This is a genomic window from Curtobacterium sp. PhB190 (genome assembly GCF_004365385.1).
In the GTDB taxonomy this organism is placed as follows: domain Bacteria; phylum Actinomycetota; class Actinomycetes; order Actinomycetales; family Microbacteriaceae; genus Curtobacterium.
This window is the reverse complement of sequence record NZ_SODN01000001.1, coordinates 337,398-352,663: the sequence shown is the minus strand read 5'-3', so window position 1 is coordinate 352,663 and position 15,266 is coordinate 337,398. Positions and strand designations below refer to the sequence as shown.

Annotated in this window: 15 protein-coding genes; 7 read left to right on the top strand and 8 right to left on the bottom strand. The window is 71.1% G+C overall.

Annotation, left to right across the window (positions count from 1 at the left end; translation table 11 throughout):
* Nucleotides 1-2 precede the first annotated feature (2 nt).
* The 3 genes from fliD to EDF47_RS01555 form a co-directional block, all read right to left on the bottom strand.
* Nucleotides 3-1,391, bottom strand: coding sequence for a flagellar filament capping protein FliD (gene fliD, locus EDF47_RS01565; RefSeq protein WP_243833985.1), 1,389 nt, complete (start codon nt 1,389-1,391; stop codon nt 3-5).
* 104 nt (nt 1,392-1,495) lie between these two features.
* The gene (locus EDF47_RS01560; RefSeq protein ID WP_207913253.1) at nt 1,496-2,335 is read right to left on the bottom strand and encodes a flagellin; all 840 of its coding nucleotides are present in this window, start codon (nt 2,333-2,335) and stop codon (nt 1,496-1,498) included.
* A 117-nt stretch (nt 2,336-2,452) separates the two neighbouring features.
* Nucleotides 2,453-3,271 (bottom strand): sigma-70 family RNA polymerase sigma factor, encoded by an 819-nt coding sequence (locus EDF47_RS01555; protein WP_131879943.1) that lies wholly within the window; start codon nt 3,269-3,271, stop codon nt 2,453-2,455.
* A 455-nt stretch (nt 3,272-3,726) separates the two neighbouring features.
* On the opposite strand from EDF47_RS01555, the gene EDF47_RS01550 reads away from it, so the two are divergent.
* From EDF47_RS01550 to EDF47_RS01530, 5 genes are all read left to right on the top strand, one after another.
* A complete protein-coding gene (locus EDF47_RS01550; RefSeq protein WP_123292716.1) occupies nt 3,727-4,212 on the top strand; it encodes a flagellar protein FlgN in 486 nt (161 codons plus the stop codon).
* Nucleotides 4,213-4,216: 4 nt separating this feature from the next.
* Complete coding sequence (gene flgK, locus EDF47_RS01545; RefSeq protein WP_131879941.1) at nt 4,217-5,638, top strand: flagellar hook-associated protein FlgK; 1,422 nt, start codon at nt 4,217-4,219, stop codon at nt 5,636-5,638.
* Between the two features lie 2 nt (nt 5,639-5,640).
* The gene (gene flgL, locus EDF47_RS20290) at nt 5,641-6,522 is read left to right on the top strand and encodes a flagellar hook-associated protein FlgL (RefSeq protein ID WP_131879939.1); all 882 of its coding nucleotides are present in this window, start codon (nt 5,641-5,643) and stop codon (nt 6,520-6,522) included.
* Nucleotides 6,519-6,887: a flagellar assembly protein FliW gene (locus EDF47_RS01535; RefSeq protein WP_111086356.1), complete on the top strand. Its 369-nt coding sequence runs from the start codon at nt 6,519-6,521 to the stop codon at nt 6,885-6,887. Before flgL ends, EDF47_RS01535 begins: the two co-directional genes overlap by 4 nt.
* Before the next feature lie 258 nt (nt 6,888-7,145).
* The gene (locus EDF47_RS01530) at nt 7,146-8,069 is read left to right on the top strand and encodes a hypothetical protein (protein WP_131879938.1); all 924 of its coding nucleotides are present in this window, start codon (nt 7,146-7,148) and stop codon (nt 8,067-8,069) included.
* 35 nt (nt 8,070-8,104) lie between these two features.
* Here EDF47_RS01530 and EDF47_RS01525 read toward each other — a convergent pair whose 3' ends face one another.
* Complete coding sequence (locus EDF47_RS01525; protein WP_131879936.1) at nt 8,105-8,734, bottom strand: hypothetical protein; 630 nt, start codon at nt 8,732-8,734, stop codon at nt 8,105-8,107.
* Nucleotides 8,735-8,772: 38 nt separating this feature from the next.
* On the opposite strand from EDF47_RS01525, the gene EDF47_RS01520 reads away from it, so the two are divergent.
* Nucleotides 8,773-9,675 (top strand): hypothetical protein, encoded by a 903-nt coding sequence (locus tag EDF47_RS01520; RefSeq protein ID WP_207906706.1) that lies wholly within the window; start codon nt 8,773-8,775, stop codon nt 9,673-9,675.
* A gap of 78 nt (nt 9,676-9,753) precedes the next feature.
* Here the strand turns inward: EDF47_RS01520 and EDF47_RS01515 are convergent, their stop codons facing one another.
* A complete protein-coding gene (locus tag EDF47_RS01515; RefSeq protein WP_132100472.1) occupies nt 9,754-10,722 on the bottom strand; it encodes a beta-ketoacyl-ACP synthase 3 in 969 nt (322 codons plus the stop codon).
* A 131-nt stretch (nt 10,723-10,853) separates the two neighbouring features.
* Between EDF47_RS01515 and EDF47_RS01510 the strand changes: the two genes are divergently transcribed.
* A complete protein-coding gene (locus EDF47_RS01510) occupies nt 10,854-11,825 on the top strand; it encodes an aldo/keto reductase (RefSeq protein ID WP_131879932.1) in 972 nt (323 codons plus the stop codon).
* Between the two features lie 139 nt (nt 11,826-11,964).
* Here the strand turns inward: EDF47_RS01510 and EDF47_RS01505 are convergent, their stop codons facing one another.
* From EDF47_RS01505 to zapE, 3 genes are all read right to left on the bottom strand, one after another.
* Nucleotides 11,965-12,615: a tyrosine-protein phosphatase gene (locus tag EDF47_RS01505; RefSeq protein WP_131879930.1), complete on the bottom strand. Its 651-nt coding sequence runs from the start codon at nt 12,613-12,615 to the stop codon at nt 11,965-11,967.
* Nucleotides 12,616-12,745: 130 nt separating this feature from the next.
* The gene (locus EDF47_RS01500; protein WP_111086361.1) at nt 12,746-14,020 is read right to left on the bottom strand and encodes an ammonium transporter; all 1,275 of its coding nucleotides are present in this window, start codon (nt 14,018-14,020) and stop codon (nt 12,746-12,748) included.
* 205 nt (nt 14,021-14,225) lie between these two features.
* Nucleotides 14,226-15,245 (bottom strand): cell division protein ZapE, encoded by a 1,020-nt coding sequence (gene zapE / locus EDF47_RS01495; protein WP_123292707.1) that lies wholly within the window; start codon nt 15,243-15,245, stop codon nt 14,226-14,228.
* Nucleotides 15,246-15,266: the final 21 nt, after the last annotated feature.

Below are 15,266 nucleotides of genomic sequence, written 5' to 3'. Positions count from 1 at the left end.
CGTCAGCTCGTCGTCGCCGCGAGCTGGCTGGCGAGCCAGCTGGACTGGGACTGGAGCTTGCTGAGGCTGGTCTCGAGCGACGAGTACAGCGTCTGGAGCGATGCGCGGCGCATCGTGAGTCGGTCGGTCCAGCTGTCTATCTGGGTGTTGAGGTCCTTGGCGACCGCCTGCTGGCCGGTGATCGTCGTGGTGATGGACCCGTCGTACTTGTCGGACGCGGCGGTGGCGGCGGCACCCACGTTCGCGGCGACGCCGGACAGCATCGCCTGCGTGCCCTCGGGGTCGGTGGCGAGGGCCTTCTGGAAGACCTCGGCGTCGAAGGTGAAGCTGCCGTCCTTGGTGATCGAGATGCCGATCGACGACGGCGACTTCCCGCCGACGGGCGCCGACATGGTGCTGCCCAGGCGCTGCACGGCGTCGCGCGTGGTGCCGTCGCCCATCAGGACCCCGGCGGTCGTGGTCGTCGACCCGCTGGTGGCACTCGTGCTGCTCGTCACCGCGGTGTTCGTCTTGTAGTAGGCCGAGACCGCGTTCATCGCGTCGACGAGTCCGGACGCCACGGACTGGGCCTTCGTGGTGTCCTGCGCGACGCCGACCGTGACCGGGTCCGTCGAGGCCCTCGACACGGTGACGCTGAGCCCGGGGACCAGGTCGGTGAACGTGTTCGTCGCGCTCGTGATCGTCTGCTCGGCGGCGGTGCCGGCCCACAGCGTGACGCTGGCGTCCTTCGCCTGGGCGACGACCGCGGCGCCGACCTCGGTCAGCACGTTCGTCGCGGTGCCGGCGGTCACCTGGTCGGCGGTCCCCCGGTACACCTCGAAGCCCCCCGCGGCCCCGGTCTTGGCGGACGTGAGCTGCAGCCGGTAGAGCTTGGTGCCGTCGGCGGCCGCACCCGCGGCGACCTTCGTGGCGGTGACGCCGGCCCCGGACTTGTTGATCGCCGACACCGTGTCGTCGAGGGAGCCCGACGACGGCGTGACGGTGGTCTTCGTGCCGTCGGCACCCACCAGGGTGATCGGTTCGGCAGCGGCCGACCACGTGGACATCGCGGCGGTGACCCCGACCTGGGCGGACGCGGTCGAACCGACGCTGAACGTCAGCGACCCGGCGCTCGCGTTCGTGCCGGTGACGGCGGTGACGCCCGACGACGAGCTCGTGGCCGTGAACAGGTCGAGCGAGGTCGCCTTGGCGGCGTCCTTCGCCTTGGTCGCGAGGGCCTGCACCAACCCGTTGATCGTCTGCAGTGACGAGATGAACGAGTTGGTGCTCGTGAGCTTGTTCTTGAGCAGGGTCTGCGGCACGCCCTCGACGCTCATCAACGAGTTGATGAGGTCGGTCGTCTTGAGCCCGCTGACGAGCCCGTCGATCGCGAGGCTGGTGCTCGAGGACACGGACGATGACATCGTCGACACTCCCTGGCGTCGTGGGGATGGTCAGGAGGGCGACGCCGCCTCCCGGGAAGCCTGAACGATCCCGGAAGGCGGCGTCGTGGGTGCTAGCGCAGGAGCGAGAGCACGCCCTGCGTGCTCTGGTTCGCCTGCGCGAGCATCGACGTGCCGGCCTGGCTGAGGATGTTGTCGCGCGTGTACTTGACCATCTCCTCGGCCATGTCGACGTCGGTGATGCGCGAACCGGCAGCGGTGAGGTTCTCCTTGGCCACGTTCGTCACGTTGATGGCGTGGTCGAAGCGGTTCTGGACAGCACCGATGCTCGAACGTGCCGAGGACACGTACTTGATCTGCTCGTCGATCGCGGTGATGGCGGCCTGAGCGTTCGTCGCGCTGTCGAAGGTGAGGGCGCCGACAGCGGTCGACACGGACTCCACGTTGGACTTCGACAGGTCGACCTCGATCTGGCTCGCCGCGTCGCCGTTGGCGCCGACCTGGAACTTCAGGACGCCTGCAGCGCCGGCGGAGCCGTCGAGCAGGTTGATGCCGTTGAAGTTGGTCGACTGCGAGATGCGGGTGAGCTCCTTGGTGAGCTCGCCGACCTCGGTGGTGATCGCCGTGCGCGAGTCCTCGTTGTTCGAGTCGTTACCGGCCTGGACGGCCAGGTCGCGCATGCGCTGGAGGATCGAGTGGGTCTCGGTGAGCCCACCTTCAGCGGTCTGCACGACGGAGATGCCGTCCTGCGCGTTGCGGGCGGCGACCGTGAGGCCACCGACCTGGGACTTCAGCCCCTCGGAGATCGACAGACCGGCCGCGTCGTCGGCAGCACGGTTGATGCGGAGACCCGACGAGAGCTTCTCGAGGGACTTCGACAGGTCGTTCTGCGTCGAGTTGAGGTTCCGGTACGTGTTGAGTGCCGAGAGGTTGGTGTTGATGGACATACCCATGGTGGTTTCCTCCGTGAATGCTGGGTCGTACTACAGCCCGTCCGTGGGCTGACGTGGATGACTCTCGACCGGGTGCCGGGAGTCGTTAGGGAATCGACGGAAATACCCGTCGACGGTTCAGCTCGCCGCCACGGCGACCGGCGCGGTCGCGTCGTGGACGGCACGTGCGACGCCGGCGGCGGCGTTCGACGCGACGCGTGCGAGGTAGGCGCTCCGGCGGGCCGCGGTGGTGCGCGAGGCGGGTTCGGCGGCGGCACCGCCGTCCCCGTAGTGGGCGGCCAGTCCGTCGCGGAGCAGGCGCATCGCCTCGGAGCGCTGCTGCGAGACGGCGGAGTGCGTGATGCCGAGTTCCGCGGCGACGTCGGTCACCGAGCGGTCCCCGAAGTAGACGGCCTCGACGACGAAGCGCATCCGCTCGGGCAGTGCCTCGACGGCTGCGCGCAGGTAGCGGCGCTTCTCGGTCTCGAGCAGGTCGTCGCCGGGCAACGGCAGGTCGGCGGCGACGAGGTCGGGCACGGTCTCGTCGAGCGGCGCGACGATGCGGGCCGCGTCGCTCATGGCGTCCGAGGCGGTCTGCCGGTCGACACCCATCGCGTCCGCGATCTCCTGCACGCCGACGCTCCGGCCGAGTCGGGCGGACAGGGCCTCCTGCGTGGCGAGGGTCTCGCGGATCCGCTTCCGGGTGCCACGGGATGCCCAGTCGGCCGAGCGCATGTCGTCGGCGAGGGCTCCGGCGATCCGGGTCCGGGCGTAGGCGCCGAAGGGGACGCCGAGGGTGGGGTCGAACGCGTCGGCAGCGGCGACGAGGGCGAGGGAGCCGACGGCGGCGAGGTCGTCGCGGTCCAGGTGCGTGGCACGGGAGCGGACGTCGGCGACGATGTAGCCCACGAGCGGGAGGTGCTCCACGATCATCGCGTTGCGTGCGGTGCGGTCCATGCTGATCCCCTGATCGACCTGACGTGACTGTCTCGACTCACCCGTCCCTGGGCACGACGGACGCCGGCCTCGGATGGCCGGTGCGTACGCCGAAGACCCGCCCGGTTCCCTCCGAGCGGTGCACCCCGCGCCCCTGTGAGGCGGTTCGAGGTCGCCCTCGTGGTGCGTTCTGAATGTATCGGCTGGCAATGTCCTGAACAGGGGTTCATCCGTCCCCAGTGCGGGGGCATTCGCGGTGTTTCCCGGTCGGCATTTGGGGGGACCCAGCGCGTAGAACGACCGTTTCCGTCCCCCGGACGGGGTGCGTTTCCCGATTGTCCGGGAGGCCCGGGGGACGTCCGCCTCGCAGGTCACGTCCCCCGCCGCTTACGACCACCGCCGTCGGGTCGATAGGTCTCGGTGTCCGCCGGATGGTGGACCCGAACACCCGACGACGACCCACACGGGAGGAGCTGATGAGCGTGAACGACCTGTCCGCCGTGCTCTGGCGCGAACGCGAACTGCTCGAGCTGCTCACCTTCAAGCTCGAGGAGGAGCAGCTCCTGCTCACCGCGGGCCGTTCCCGCTGGGTGTCGCACGCCAGCCGCGAGGTCGAGCAGGTCCTCGAACGACTCCGCAGCACCGGACTCGAGCGCGCCGCGTCGAGTGCCGAGGTCGCCGAGGAGTGGGGCGTCCCCGCCGATGCACCCCTGCGCGACGTCGTCGCCGCAGCGCCGAACGGCCCGTGGGGCGAGATCCTCGCCGCGCACCTGACCGCGATGGTCGAGCTGACCACCCAGATCGGCGCCCTGCGCGACGAGAACGACCGCTTCCTGCGCACCGCCGCCCAGGCCACCGAGGAGACCCTCGCCGGCACCGTGACGACCGCCGCGACCTACGACGCCTCGGGCACCTCCGGTCCCGGCTCCGACGGCGCTCGCCTGTTCGAGGGGACCCTGTAACCCCGTGGTCAGCACCTTCGGCTCCCTCGCCACCGCGTACTCCGGCCTCGCCGCAGCCCGTGCCGGCATCGACGTCACCGGCCAGAACATCGCGAACGCCGGCACCGCCGGGTACACGCGGCAGCGCGTCACGCAGAACTCCATCCCCGCGACGCAGACCGGGTTCATGCGCGGCACCGCCGCCCTCGCCGGTCAGGGCGTCTCCGTCGACGGCATCGCCCGCCTGGCATCGCTGACGCTCGACGTCGGCGTCCGGGTCGCCGCGGGGTCCTCCGCCTACGCCGACGCCCGTGCGACGGCACTGTCCGCCCTCGAGGCCGGCCTGCACGAGCCCGGCAAGGACGGCCTGAGCGCCAAGCTCGATGCCTTCTGGTCGTCGTGGAGCGAACTCGCCAGTCACCCCGACGACCCGGGTGCCGCCAGCGCCGTCCTCGGCGCAGCGGGCACCGTCGCCTCGGCGCTGGCAGCCGGATCGAAGGCCGTCGACGCGCAGTGGTCCTCGGTCCGGGGCACCGCGGCCGGCCAGGTGACCCAGCTGAACGACGCCGCGAAGCAGGTGGCCGACCTGAACGGGCGGATCCGCACCGCACTGGCCTCCGGCGGCACCGCGAACGAACTCCTCGACCAGCGTGACCAGCTCACCGAGCAGATCGCGACGCTCGCCGGCGGGACGACCCGCACCAACGCGGACGGCACGGTCGACGTGCTGCTCGGCGGCAACCCGCTCGTGCAGGGCACCGACGCCCGCGCCGTCGCCCTCGGCGGTGGCGAACGCCTCGCCGACGGCGCCGCGGTCACCCTGACCTGGACCTCCGGCACCGCCGGCGCGGTGTCCCTCAGCGGCGGGTCGATCGGTGGCGCCCTCGCCGTCCTCGCCCCGGCGAACGGGAACGGCACGGGCGGCGCGCTCGCCCAGGCCGCCGCGTCCTACGACGCCGTCGCGACCCAGCTCGCGGCGACCGTCAACGCCGTCCATGCCACCGGCACGACCCCGGCCGGCACCACCGGCACCGCGTTCTTCGCCCTCGCGGCGGGCGTCCCCGCAGCGCAGGGCCTGTCCGTCGTCCCGACGGACGGCACCGGCCTGGCGACGCGGAACGCGGCGGGGCAGCTCGACGACTCGTTCGCCGATGCGCTCTCGCGACTCGGCACGGGCCCTGGAGCCGCCGACACGACCTGGGCGACGTTCGTGGCGGGGGTGGGCACCGCCTCCCGGTCGGCCGCGACGGAGTCGACGCTCACCGGACTCGCCCTGACCAACGCGCGCACCCAGCAGCAGTCGGGCGCCGGCGTCGACCTCGACGAGGAGAACGTGAACCTGCTGAGCTACCAGCACGCGTACCAGGGCGCGGCACGCGTCCTGACCGCCGTCGACGAGATGCTCGACACCATCATCAACCGCGTCGGACTCGTCGGGAGGGGCTGATCGTGATCACCCGGGTGACCACCCAGATGTCGATGGCCGCGGCCTCGGCACGGCTGCAGACCGGTGCGGCGCGCGTGGCGCAGCTGACCGAGCAGGCCACCACGCTGCAGGCGATCCAGAAGCCGTCCGACGACCCGGTCGGCACCGCGTCGTCGATGCAGGTCCGCAAGGAACAGGCCGCCGCCGCGCAGCACACGCGCAACGCGAACGACGCCGTCGCCTGGCTCGCGACCACCGACAGCGCCCTGTCCAGCGTCTACTCGGTGCTGAACAGCGTGCGGGACCTGACCGTGCAGGCGGCGAACTCCGGCACCATGAGCGACACCGACCGCGACGCCTTCATCACGCAGTTCCAGTCGCTGAAGTCCGACCTCGAGGCACGGGCCAACACGACCTACGGCACCCGCTCGGTCTTCGCCGGCGCCTCGACCGCCGCCGCCGCGTACGACCCGGCGACCGGGTGGGCGGCCTCCGGCACGGACGTCTCCCGCCGGATCGGCGACGGCACCACCGTGCGCGTCGACACCGCCGGGGCGGACGTCTTCGGCACCGGCGCGTCGTCCGTGTTCGGGGTGCTCGACTCCATCGTCAGCGACCTGCAGAACGGGGTGAACGTGAACGCGCGGATCGACGACGTCGACGGCGCGCTCGGGGCCGTCCGCGGCGCCCAGGCCGACGTCGGTGTCCGGCACGCGACCGCCCTCGCCGCGCAGGACTCGCTGAAGACGGCAGCCGTCTCACTCGAGAACCGCCGCGCCGGCATCGAGGACGTCGACCTCGCCAAGGCCGTCCTCGACCTGCAGGTGCAGCAGACCAACTACCAGGCAGCCCTCGCCGTCACCGCGAAGGTCCTGCAGCCGACCCTGATGGACTACCTCCGATGAGCATCTCCCTGACCTTCGCCGTCCCGCCGTTCGGCCTGTCCCCCGCACCGGTCTTCACGCTGACCCCGGTGGACGGCGCCGAGGGCCTGTTCACCCTCGTCGGGGGTTCCTCGCGCTTGTTCGTGCTCGACGCCGCAGTGCACCTGCCGTCGTACTCGCCCGAGCTCACCGACGAGCAGGCCGCGGGGCTCGAGCTGACCGATCCCGCCGACGCGATGCTGCTCGTGGTGGCGAACCCCGGCGCGTCCGGCACGACCGTCAACCTGCTCGCGCCGATCGTCGTGAACGCCCGGACCGCCGTGGGCGCGCAGCTCATCCTGGAGGACCAGGACCTGCCGCTGCGGGCGGAGCTCGCGCGGGCGTAGGTGCTGCGGGGGCTCGTCGGCCGCACGCGTTTTGCGACAATCCACGAGTCGATCGGCGCGTGGTTCGTCGGAACATGCGCACGCAACCGTTGCGTGTGCATGAGTCGACAAAGCACGAGGTGATCAACACGTGCATCGTCGCAAGGTGCACACGAATAGAGCGCCCTCGTTCCTCCACACAGGGCGGTTGCGCTCGACTGTCCACAGATCGTCGCGGTCGGGCCCTCGCTCCGACTCGCTTCCAGCAGCCTGTGGGGCATGGGCAGAGCGAACGACATCGAACTCATCCGCACGACCGGCCTTCCGGATCCCGAACGCCGGGCGCTCGAGCGTGATGTCCACCGCGGGGTCCTCGAACGGATCCGCCCCGGCGTCCTGGTCCGGCCCGGGGCGCTCGACCATCTCCACCCTGGTGAACGACACCACGTGCTCGTCCGAGCATCGCTCCACCGCGTCCGCGCCACTGACCTCGTGTCGCACCAGTCCGCGTGCGCTGTGCTCGGGCTGCCGCTCGTCGGCGAAGCTCCGATGAAGGTCCACGTGTCCGACCCGACGACCACCCACACGCGGGTGACCGCCTGGTTCGTCCGGCACGGCACCGCAGCCCGGCCACCGACCGCGTACATCGAGTCCGGCGGACTGCGGACCACCGGGTGGGCGCGGAGCGCGGTGGACGTCGCTGCGACCCGTCCGTTGCTCGAGTCGCTGCCGGTCGTGGACCAGCTGCTCGCCGATCGGCGCACGACGCCCGAGGCGCTGGCCGCTCATCTCGAACTGCGGGGCTCGGCGCAGGCAAAGGCGAGGGTGGCGATCGGGATGGGGTCGGCGCAGTCGGGGTCGCCGGCGGAGTCGGTGTGCCGGGTGCGCTTCCGGCAGGTCGGGGCGCCGGAGCCGGTGCAGCAGCACGAGTTCCGACGGACCGGCGGTGGGACGGCCGTCGTGGACTTCTGGTTCCCGGATCAGGGCGTCGTGGTCGAGGTCGACGGTCGCGCGAAGTACGAGGACCCGACGATGCTCGAGGGGCGGAGTACCGCCGAGGCGCACTGGCAGGAGAAGCGTCGCGAGGACTTCGTCCGGTCGTTCCCCGAGGTCCGGTTCGTCATCCGGTTGTCGTGGGCCGACCTCATGCAGCCCGACCGCGTGCGTGCAGCACTCCGCCGGGCGGGTGTCCCGTGCCGGTGATGCGCAGGCGAGCGGCTCCGAGGGGCCGGCCGGGATCAGCGGCTCGGCGCCTCCGGGTGGTGCGCACGCTGCCGTTCGACCACGAGCGGTGCACTCGGCACGCCACCGCCGACGATCACTTCGCCGGTGCCGACCCGCACGCCGTGGACCCGCCCGACGCCCTTCACCACACCGGCACGGCGATCCGGGTCGGGCTCGCGGTGGTCGCCCCCGGCTGCGAGTTCGGCGTCGCGGACGGCGACCGTCCCGAGCACCTGGGCACCGGCGCCGAGCTCGGTGGGGCCGTCGACGAGGCAGCCGCCCGACAACCGAGCGCCGTTCCCCACGCGCACGTCCGCCACGGTGGCCGTGATCGTGACGGGCCCCGGGCCAAGTTCGGCACCGGAACCGATGGTCACCCGGGCCGCGGTGGCGACGACGGAGACCGGGCCCGGACCGAGCCGCGCGCCGGATGCGACGGTGATCGAGCCCCCGGCACGCGTCTCGAGCACGGCTCCGGGGTAGAGCACCACCCCGGCTGCGAGGGTGACGTCCGCGCCGACGAGCACGGAGCCGGGGTCGAGCACCACGACCTCGGGCAGCAAGCCGCGCACCTCGGCGACCGTCAGGAACCCGGAGGCCCGACGAGCGTCGTCAGCCGGACCGGGCGCGCCGTCGATGTCCATCCAGCGAGCCTCCCACATGCCCGGCGTACGGTGAGCGCATGGCCCGCTCCCCGAAGGACCAGGCGATCGTGCCGCTGCCGAACGCCCAGGTCTCCCCCATGCCCGACGACTCCCGGACCCCGCAGCCGCAACAACCCGGCGGGTGGGTCAAGTGGCTCGACCGTGCCATCAGCGTCCAGCGCCCGGTGGTCGTGGCGCACGTCAACGCGATCCGCCGACGCAAGCCGGACGCCACCCCTGCCGAGGTCATCCAGATCCTCGAGCGGCAGTACCTCACCGCGGTCACCACCGGTGGCGCAGCGGTCGGTGCGAGCGCGGTCATCCCGGGCGTCGGGATGGTGGCCGCCCTCGGGCTGAGCGGCGCGGAGACGGTCGGGTTCCTCGAGACCACCGCGCTGTTCGCCCAGTCGGTGACCGAGGTGCACGGCATCGCCCTGGATGACCCCGAACGGGCACGGACCCTGGTGATGGCGATGATCCTCGGTGCTCCGGGCACACAGCTCATCAAGCAGCTCGGCGGGCAGATCGCCGGCGGTCAGGCGCGCACGGCGTTCTGGGGCGAGATGGTGACCTCGTCCCTGCCGAAGCAGGTCGTCAACGGCCTCGGCGGGCAGGTCCGCGACCAGTTCATCAAGCGGTTCGCAGTGCGTCAGGGGACGTCGGTGCTCGGCCGTGCACTGCCGTTCGGGATCGGCGCAGCCGTCGGCGGGCTCGGCAACCACGCGCTCGGGCGGAAGGTCATCCAGGCCTCGCGGACCGGGTTCGGGCCGCCGTCGGCACACTTCCCGATCATCCTCGAGCCCAAGCCCGCGAAGCCCGAGAAGCAGCCCAAGGAGAAGCAGCTGAAGGAGCCCAAGCAGCCCAAGCAGCAGAAGCAACTCGGCTGGCGCCGCGGCTCCGCGAAGGACGAGGACCTCTGGTCGGAGACGCCCGAGCGCTGAGCCGGGCGGCAGGCCCGATCAGAACGGCCGAGGCCCGATCAGAACGACCGACGCCCGATCAGAACGACCGAGGCCCGATCAGAACGACCGCACCGGCGTCCTGACGACCTGTCCGGCGTGCGCGAACCCGCCGCCGAAGCCGAACAACAGCGCGGGGACGCCCTCGGGCAGGTCGCCACGCGCCCACGCCTTCGACAACCCGAGCGGGACGCTGGCGGCCGAGGTGTTCCCGGACTCGACGACGTCGCGGATGACGAACTTCGACTCCCCGCCCAGTGCGGTGACGAGCGGCTCGATGATCCGCAGGTTCGCCTGGTGGAACGCGAACACCTCGATGTCGTCCATGGTGAGCCCGGCGGCCTCGACGACCTTGCGGGCGTGCCCCTCGGCCTCGGTGATGGCCCAGCGGTAGATCGATCGGCCCTCCTGGTTGAACCGACCCGGCGACCCCTCGACCCGCACCGCGTCGAGCAGGTGCGGCACGCTGCCCCACGAGACGGGGCCGATCTCGGGGACGTCGGCCGCGCCGAGCACGGCGGCCCCGGCCCCGTCACCGACGAGCACGCACGTCGACCGATCGGTCCAGTCGGCGATGGCGGAGAGGGTCTCGGACCCGATGACGAGCGCGACGTCGGTGGACCCGACGCGGATCGACTGGTCGGCGAGGGCGAGCGCGTACTCGAACCCGCTGCACGCGGTGTTGATGTCGATGGGCGCCGGGCCGTTCGTCATCCCGAGCGCGGCGGCCACCCGACCGGCGGTGTAGGGCGCACGGTCCTGGTGCGTAGTGGAGGCGACGATGACGAGTCCGACGGCCGAGGGCGAGACGCCGGCGTCGGCGAGGGCGTTGCGGCCCGCTTCGATCGCCATCGACGTGACGGTGTCGTCCGGCCCGGCGATGTGGCGGGTCTGGATCCCGGTCCGGGTGCGGATCCACTCGTCGTTGGTGTCGACCATGGTCGAGAGTTCGTCGTTGGTCAGGATGCGTTCGGGCTGGTGGTGACCGAACCCGAGGATCCGGCTGCCACGGAGTGCTGGGGTGTTCACCGTCGTCACGGTACTCCTCCCCCGAACCAGAACATGCCCCCGACGGCATGCGGCGGCGCAGCGACGCAGCATGCAGAACCGGTACTCCCAGGGCCTGGCAGGGTGCCCCTCGGAGCGCGTAGACCGGACCCATGGACTACACACACCTCGGACGGACAGGGCTGTCGGTTTCACGGGCAGTGCTCGGCACGATGAACTTCGGCCCGGAGACCACTGAAGACGACTCGCACGCCATCATGGACCGGGCCCACGAGCTCGGCGTCAACTTCTTCGACACCGCCAACGGCTACGGCGGCTCGGTGGGCAAGGGCGCCACCGAGGAGATCATCGGCCGCTGGTTCGCGAAGGGCGGCGGCCGTCGCGAGAAGACGGTCCTGGCGACGAAGGTCTACGGCGACATGATCGACTGGCCGAACGGCGGCAAGCTCAGCGCCTTCAACATCCGCCAGTCGCTCGACGCCAGCCTGCAGCGCCTGCAGACGGACCACATCGACCTGTACCAGTTCCACCACGTCGACCGTGCGACCCCGTGGGACGAGATCTGGCAGGCGATCGACGTCGCCGTGCAGCAGGGCAAGGTCCTGTACGTCGGGTCGTCGAACTTCGCCGGCTGGCACATCGCCCAGGCGCAGGAGGCTGCGAAGCGCCGCCACACCTTCGGCCTGGTGAGCGAGCAGTCGATCTACAACCTCGTGGTGCGCGACATCGAGCGCGAGGTCCTGCCCGCCGCCCGCGAGTACGGCCTCGGCGTCATCCCGTGGTCCCCGCTGCAGGGCGGCCTGCTCGGTGGTGTCATCGAGAAGACCGAGAACGGCTCCCGCCGTCTGTCGGGTCGCAGCGCCGAGTACGTCGAGGGGCACCGCGACCAGCTCACCGCCTACGAGTCGTTCGCCAAGGAGCTCGGTCACACGCCCGGCGAGCTCGCCCTCGCGTGGCTCCTCCACCAGCCCGGTGTGACCGCGCCGATCACCGGCCCCCGCACGATGGAGCAGTGGGAGTCCGCGGTCCGCGCCGTCGACATCCGCCTGGACCAGCGTGCGCTGAACCGGCTCGACGAGATCTTCCCGGGGCACAAGACCTCACCGGAGGACTACGCCTGGTGAGCTGACAGAACGGGCCGGGACCACGGCCCGCGATCAGGACCACGGACGGGAGGCACGGTGCGCGTCGGACGCGCACCGTGCCTCCCGTCCGCCGTTGCGACCACTGCCCGTGGCAAGTCGCCAGGACGACGCACGCCCGTCAGAGCGCTGCGATCTCCGCGTCCGTCAGCCCGGCCCAGCGCAGGTACGCGGTGACACTGCCCCACCGCGCCTCGACGTGCCGGATCACGGTGGTCATGGTCTCCGGCACGCACCGTTGCGCGACAGCGGTCGCCTCGGGGTCCGTGCTGACCGCACGCTCTGCGGCGAACCGATCGGACAGCCCGGCAGCGCTGGCGGCGTAGTCGTCGCCGACGGCCTCGATCGACGCACCCCAGAGTCGGGCGAGCAGTCCGCTGACGACGCCGGTGCGGTCCTTGCCGGCGGAGCAGCAGACGAGCACGTCGCCGTCGGACCGGGCGATCGCGCGGAACGCGGCGGCGATCCCGGTGCGGTGGCGCTCGAGCCAGTCGATGTACTGCTCCTCGAGCTGCACGGCCTGGGTGCCGGACTCGACGGTCGACGGGTCGAACAGCGGGACGAGCCGGTAGCCGTCGGTGGTGCCGAGCGGGTGCGGGACGCGGGCGACCTCGTCGTCACGGCGCAGGTCGACCACGGCCGCGAGTCCGTGCGGGTAGGCGTCGGCACCGACGCGTTCGGTGTTGGCGCGGTACACGGTGCGAGGGCGGGCGTCCTGCAGGGCCGGTCCCCCGACCTCGCGCAGGTTGGTGAGGGTCGACGTCGTCGTCATGCCGTCAACCCTGCCAGACGCCAGACGCCAGATGACCGACGACAGACCGCACGACGACGGGCCCCGCGCTTGCTGTGTGCGCGGGGCCCGTCGTCGTGCGGGTGGTGCTGGTGGAGCTGGTGTCTGCTGGCTAGCGGACCGAGACCGGCGAGTCGTCGGTCTGCTCGTAGAGGACGTAGCCCTCTTCGCCGTGGACCGCGGTGTCGATGCCGGCGACCTCGTCCTCGGTCTTGACGCGGAAGCCGATCGTCTTCTCGATGAGGAAGCCGATGACGAACGCCAGGACGAAGGAGTAGATGCCGACGGCCAGGGCCGCGGTGGCCTGCTTGCCGAGCTGCTCGAACGAGCCCGAGTAGATCAGGCCGGTGTCGTTGGCGAAGAAGCCGAGGTACAGCGTGCCGACGATGCCGCCGACCAGGTGGACACCGACGACGTCGAGCGAGTCGTCGAAGCCGAGACGGTACTTCCAGTCGATGGCGAAGCAGCAGATGATGCCGGCGACGAAGCCGAGCAGGATGCCCCAACCCGGGGTCAGGTTGGCACATGCCGGGGTGATGGCGACGAGACCGGTGACGGCACCCGAGGCGGCGCCGACCGAGGTGGCCTTGCCGTCCTTGAGCTTCTCGACGAGCAGCCAGCCGAGGATGGCGGCGGCCGGTGCGGCGAGGGTGTTGACCCAGGCGATCGCGGCGATGCCGTCAGCGGCGCCCTCGGAGCCGGCGTTGAAGCCGAACCAGCCGAACCACAGGATGGCGGCGCCGAGCAGGACGAAGGGCGGGTTGTGCGGCTTGTGCGCACCCTTGGCGAAGCCGACGCGCTTGCCGAGGACGAGCGCCAGGGCGAGACCTGCTGCACCGGCGTTGATGTGTACCGCGGTGCCACCGGCGAAGTCGATGACGCCCCACGTGGCAGCCCAACCCGAGGTCAGGTTGAAGACCCACGAGGCGACGGGGAAGTAGACGACGGTGACCCAGATGCCCGCGAAGACCATCCAGGCGCCGAACTTGGCGCGGTCGGCGATGGCGCCGGAGATGAGCGCGACCGTGATGATCGCGAAGGTGGCCTGGAAGCCGACGAACGCCATCGACGGGTACGCGGCCTGGATGTTCGAGGACTGCGCCTCCTCGAAGGCCTGGCCGAGGCCGATCTGGTTCCAGTCGATGCTGAAGAACCCGACGACACCGGAGACCGCCGTGCCGTCCCCGTGGTTGGCGAAGGCGATCGCGTAGCCGTAGAGCACCCACAGGACGCTCACGAGTGCGATCGCACCGAACGACATCATCATCATGCTGATGACGGACTTGGCCTTCACCAAACCGCCGTAGAAGAAGGCCAGGCCGGGTGTCATGAACAACACCAGCGCCGCCATGACCAACACGAACGTCGTGTTGCCCTGATCAAGCATCTGTTCACCTCTCGATTGCACGAGCGGCTCTTGGACCGCCTCGGGTGACACCGAGTCTGGCGAGGTGACGTTTCACGAGGGGGCACGATGTGTTTCGCGGATGTAACGCGACGGCGCGGTTTGTAAACGTCGTGTTTCGCACGGCCCGATGCCCCCTGGACAGGGGGTGCACCGACCGGTCAGCGGATGCCCCGGACGGTGCGGGTCAGTCCTGGGCGCGGCTCAGGGCCACGACACGGCTCGCTGCGCGCAGGTACTTCTTGCGGTAGCCGCCGTCGAGCATGGCGTCGGGGTACACCTGGTCGAGCGGCGTGCCCGAGGCCACGATCCGGACCTGGGCGTCGTACAGCCGGTCGACGAGCGCCACCCACCGGAGCGCGTCGGTCTGGTCCGTGAAGGCCCGGACGTCGGTGAGCCCGACGGCGTCGAGGTCCTCGACGAGCGCGACGTACTTCGACGGGTGCACCGAGCCGAGGTGCGCGACCACGGCCGAGAAGTCGTCGAGCGTGACGGTGCCGGCCGGCAGCGCCGCGGCCACGTCGGACACCACGCCGGCCGATTCGTCGACCGCGCGGCGGCGGTAGTCGAGCCCGTCGATCCGCATGGTGTCGAACCGGTCGGACATCGCCTGGATCTCCCGCAGGAAGTCCTGGGCCGCGAACCGGCCCTCTCCGAGCGCGCCGGGAGGCGTGTTCGAGGTGGCGGCGAACCGGGTGCCGGTCTCGCTCAGCTCCTTGATCAGGCGGGTCATGACCATGGTGTCGCCCGGGTCGTCGAGCTCGAACTCGTCGATGCAGACCAGCGCGGTCCCGCGCAGCAGGTCGACCGTGCCCTGGAACCCGAGCGCGCCGACCAGGGCCGTGTACTCGATGAACGTGCCGAACGTCTTCCGCCCGGAGGCCGCGTGGTACGCCGCGGCGAGTAGGTGGGTCTTGCCGACCCCGAACCCGCCGTCCAGGTAGACGCCCGACTTCGCGGCGGGCTCGACCGACTGCTTGCGGCGGCCGAACAGCCCGCGACGTGGCGCGTCGGTCGGCCCGGCCGCGACGAACGCGGCGACGGCGTCGCGCACGTCGGCCTGCGAGGCGTAGTCCGGGTCGGGCCGGTACGAGTCGAACGAGGCGGCCGCGAACTGGGGCGGTGGCACGAGTGCCGCGGCCATCTGCTGCGGGGTCACCTGGGGGTCACGGTCGACGAGGTGCGCTGGCGCGGTGTTCGTGGACAATCAGGGACCCTTCCGGGAAGC

Coding starts and splice junctions, on each gene's coding strand:
- EDF47_RS01560 (WP_207913253.1), bottom strand. CDS start 2,335: ATGGGTATGTCCATCAACACCAACCTCTCGGCACTCAACACGTACCGG.
- EDF47_RS01555 (WP_131879943.1), bottom strand. CDS start 3,271: ATGGACCGCACCGCACGCAACGCGATGATCGTGGAGCACCTCCCGCTC.
- EDF47_RS01550 (WP_123292716.1), top strand. CDS start 3,727: ATGAGCGTGAACGACCTGTCCGCCGTGCTCTGGCGCGAACGCGAACTG.
- EDF47_RS01535 (WP_111086356.1), top strand. CDS start 6,519: ATGAGCATCTCCCTGACCTTCGCCGTCCCGCCGTTCGGCCTGTCCCCC.
- EDF47_RS01530 (WP_131879938.1), top strand. CDS start 7,146: ATGGGCAGAGCGAACGACATCGAACTCATCCGCACGACCGGCCTTCCG.
- EDF47_RS01525 (WP_131879936.1), bottom strand. CDS start 8,734: ATGGACATCGACGGCGCGCCCGGTCCGGCTGACGACGCTCGTCGGGCC.
- EDF47_RS01520 (WP_207906706.1), top strand. CDS start 8,773: ATGGCCCGCTCCCCGAAGGACCAGGCGATCGTGCCGCTGCCGAACGCC.
- EDF47_RS01510 (WP_131879932.1), top strand. CDS start 10,854: ATGGACTACACACACCTCGGACGGACAGGGCTGTCGGTTTCACGGGCA.
- EDF47_RS01505 (WP_131879930.1), bottom strand. CDS start 12,615: ATGACGACGACGTCGACCCTCACCAACCTGCGCGAGGTCGGGGGACCG.
- EDF47_RS01500 (WP_111086361.1), bottom strand. CDS start 14,020: ATGCTTGATCAGGGCAACACGACGTTCGTGTTGGTCATGGCGGCGCTG.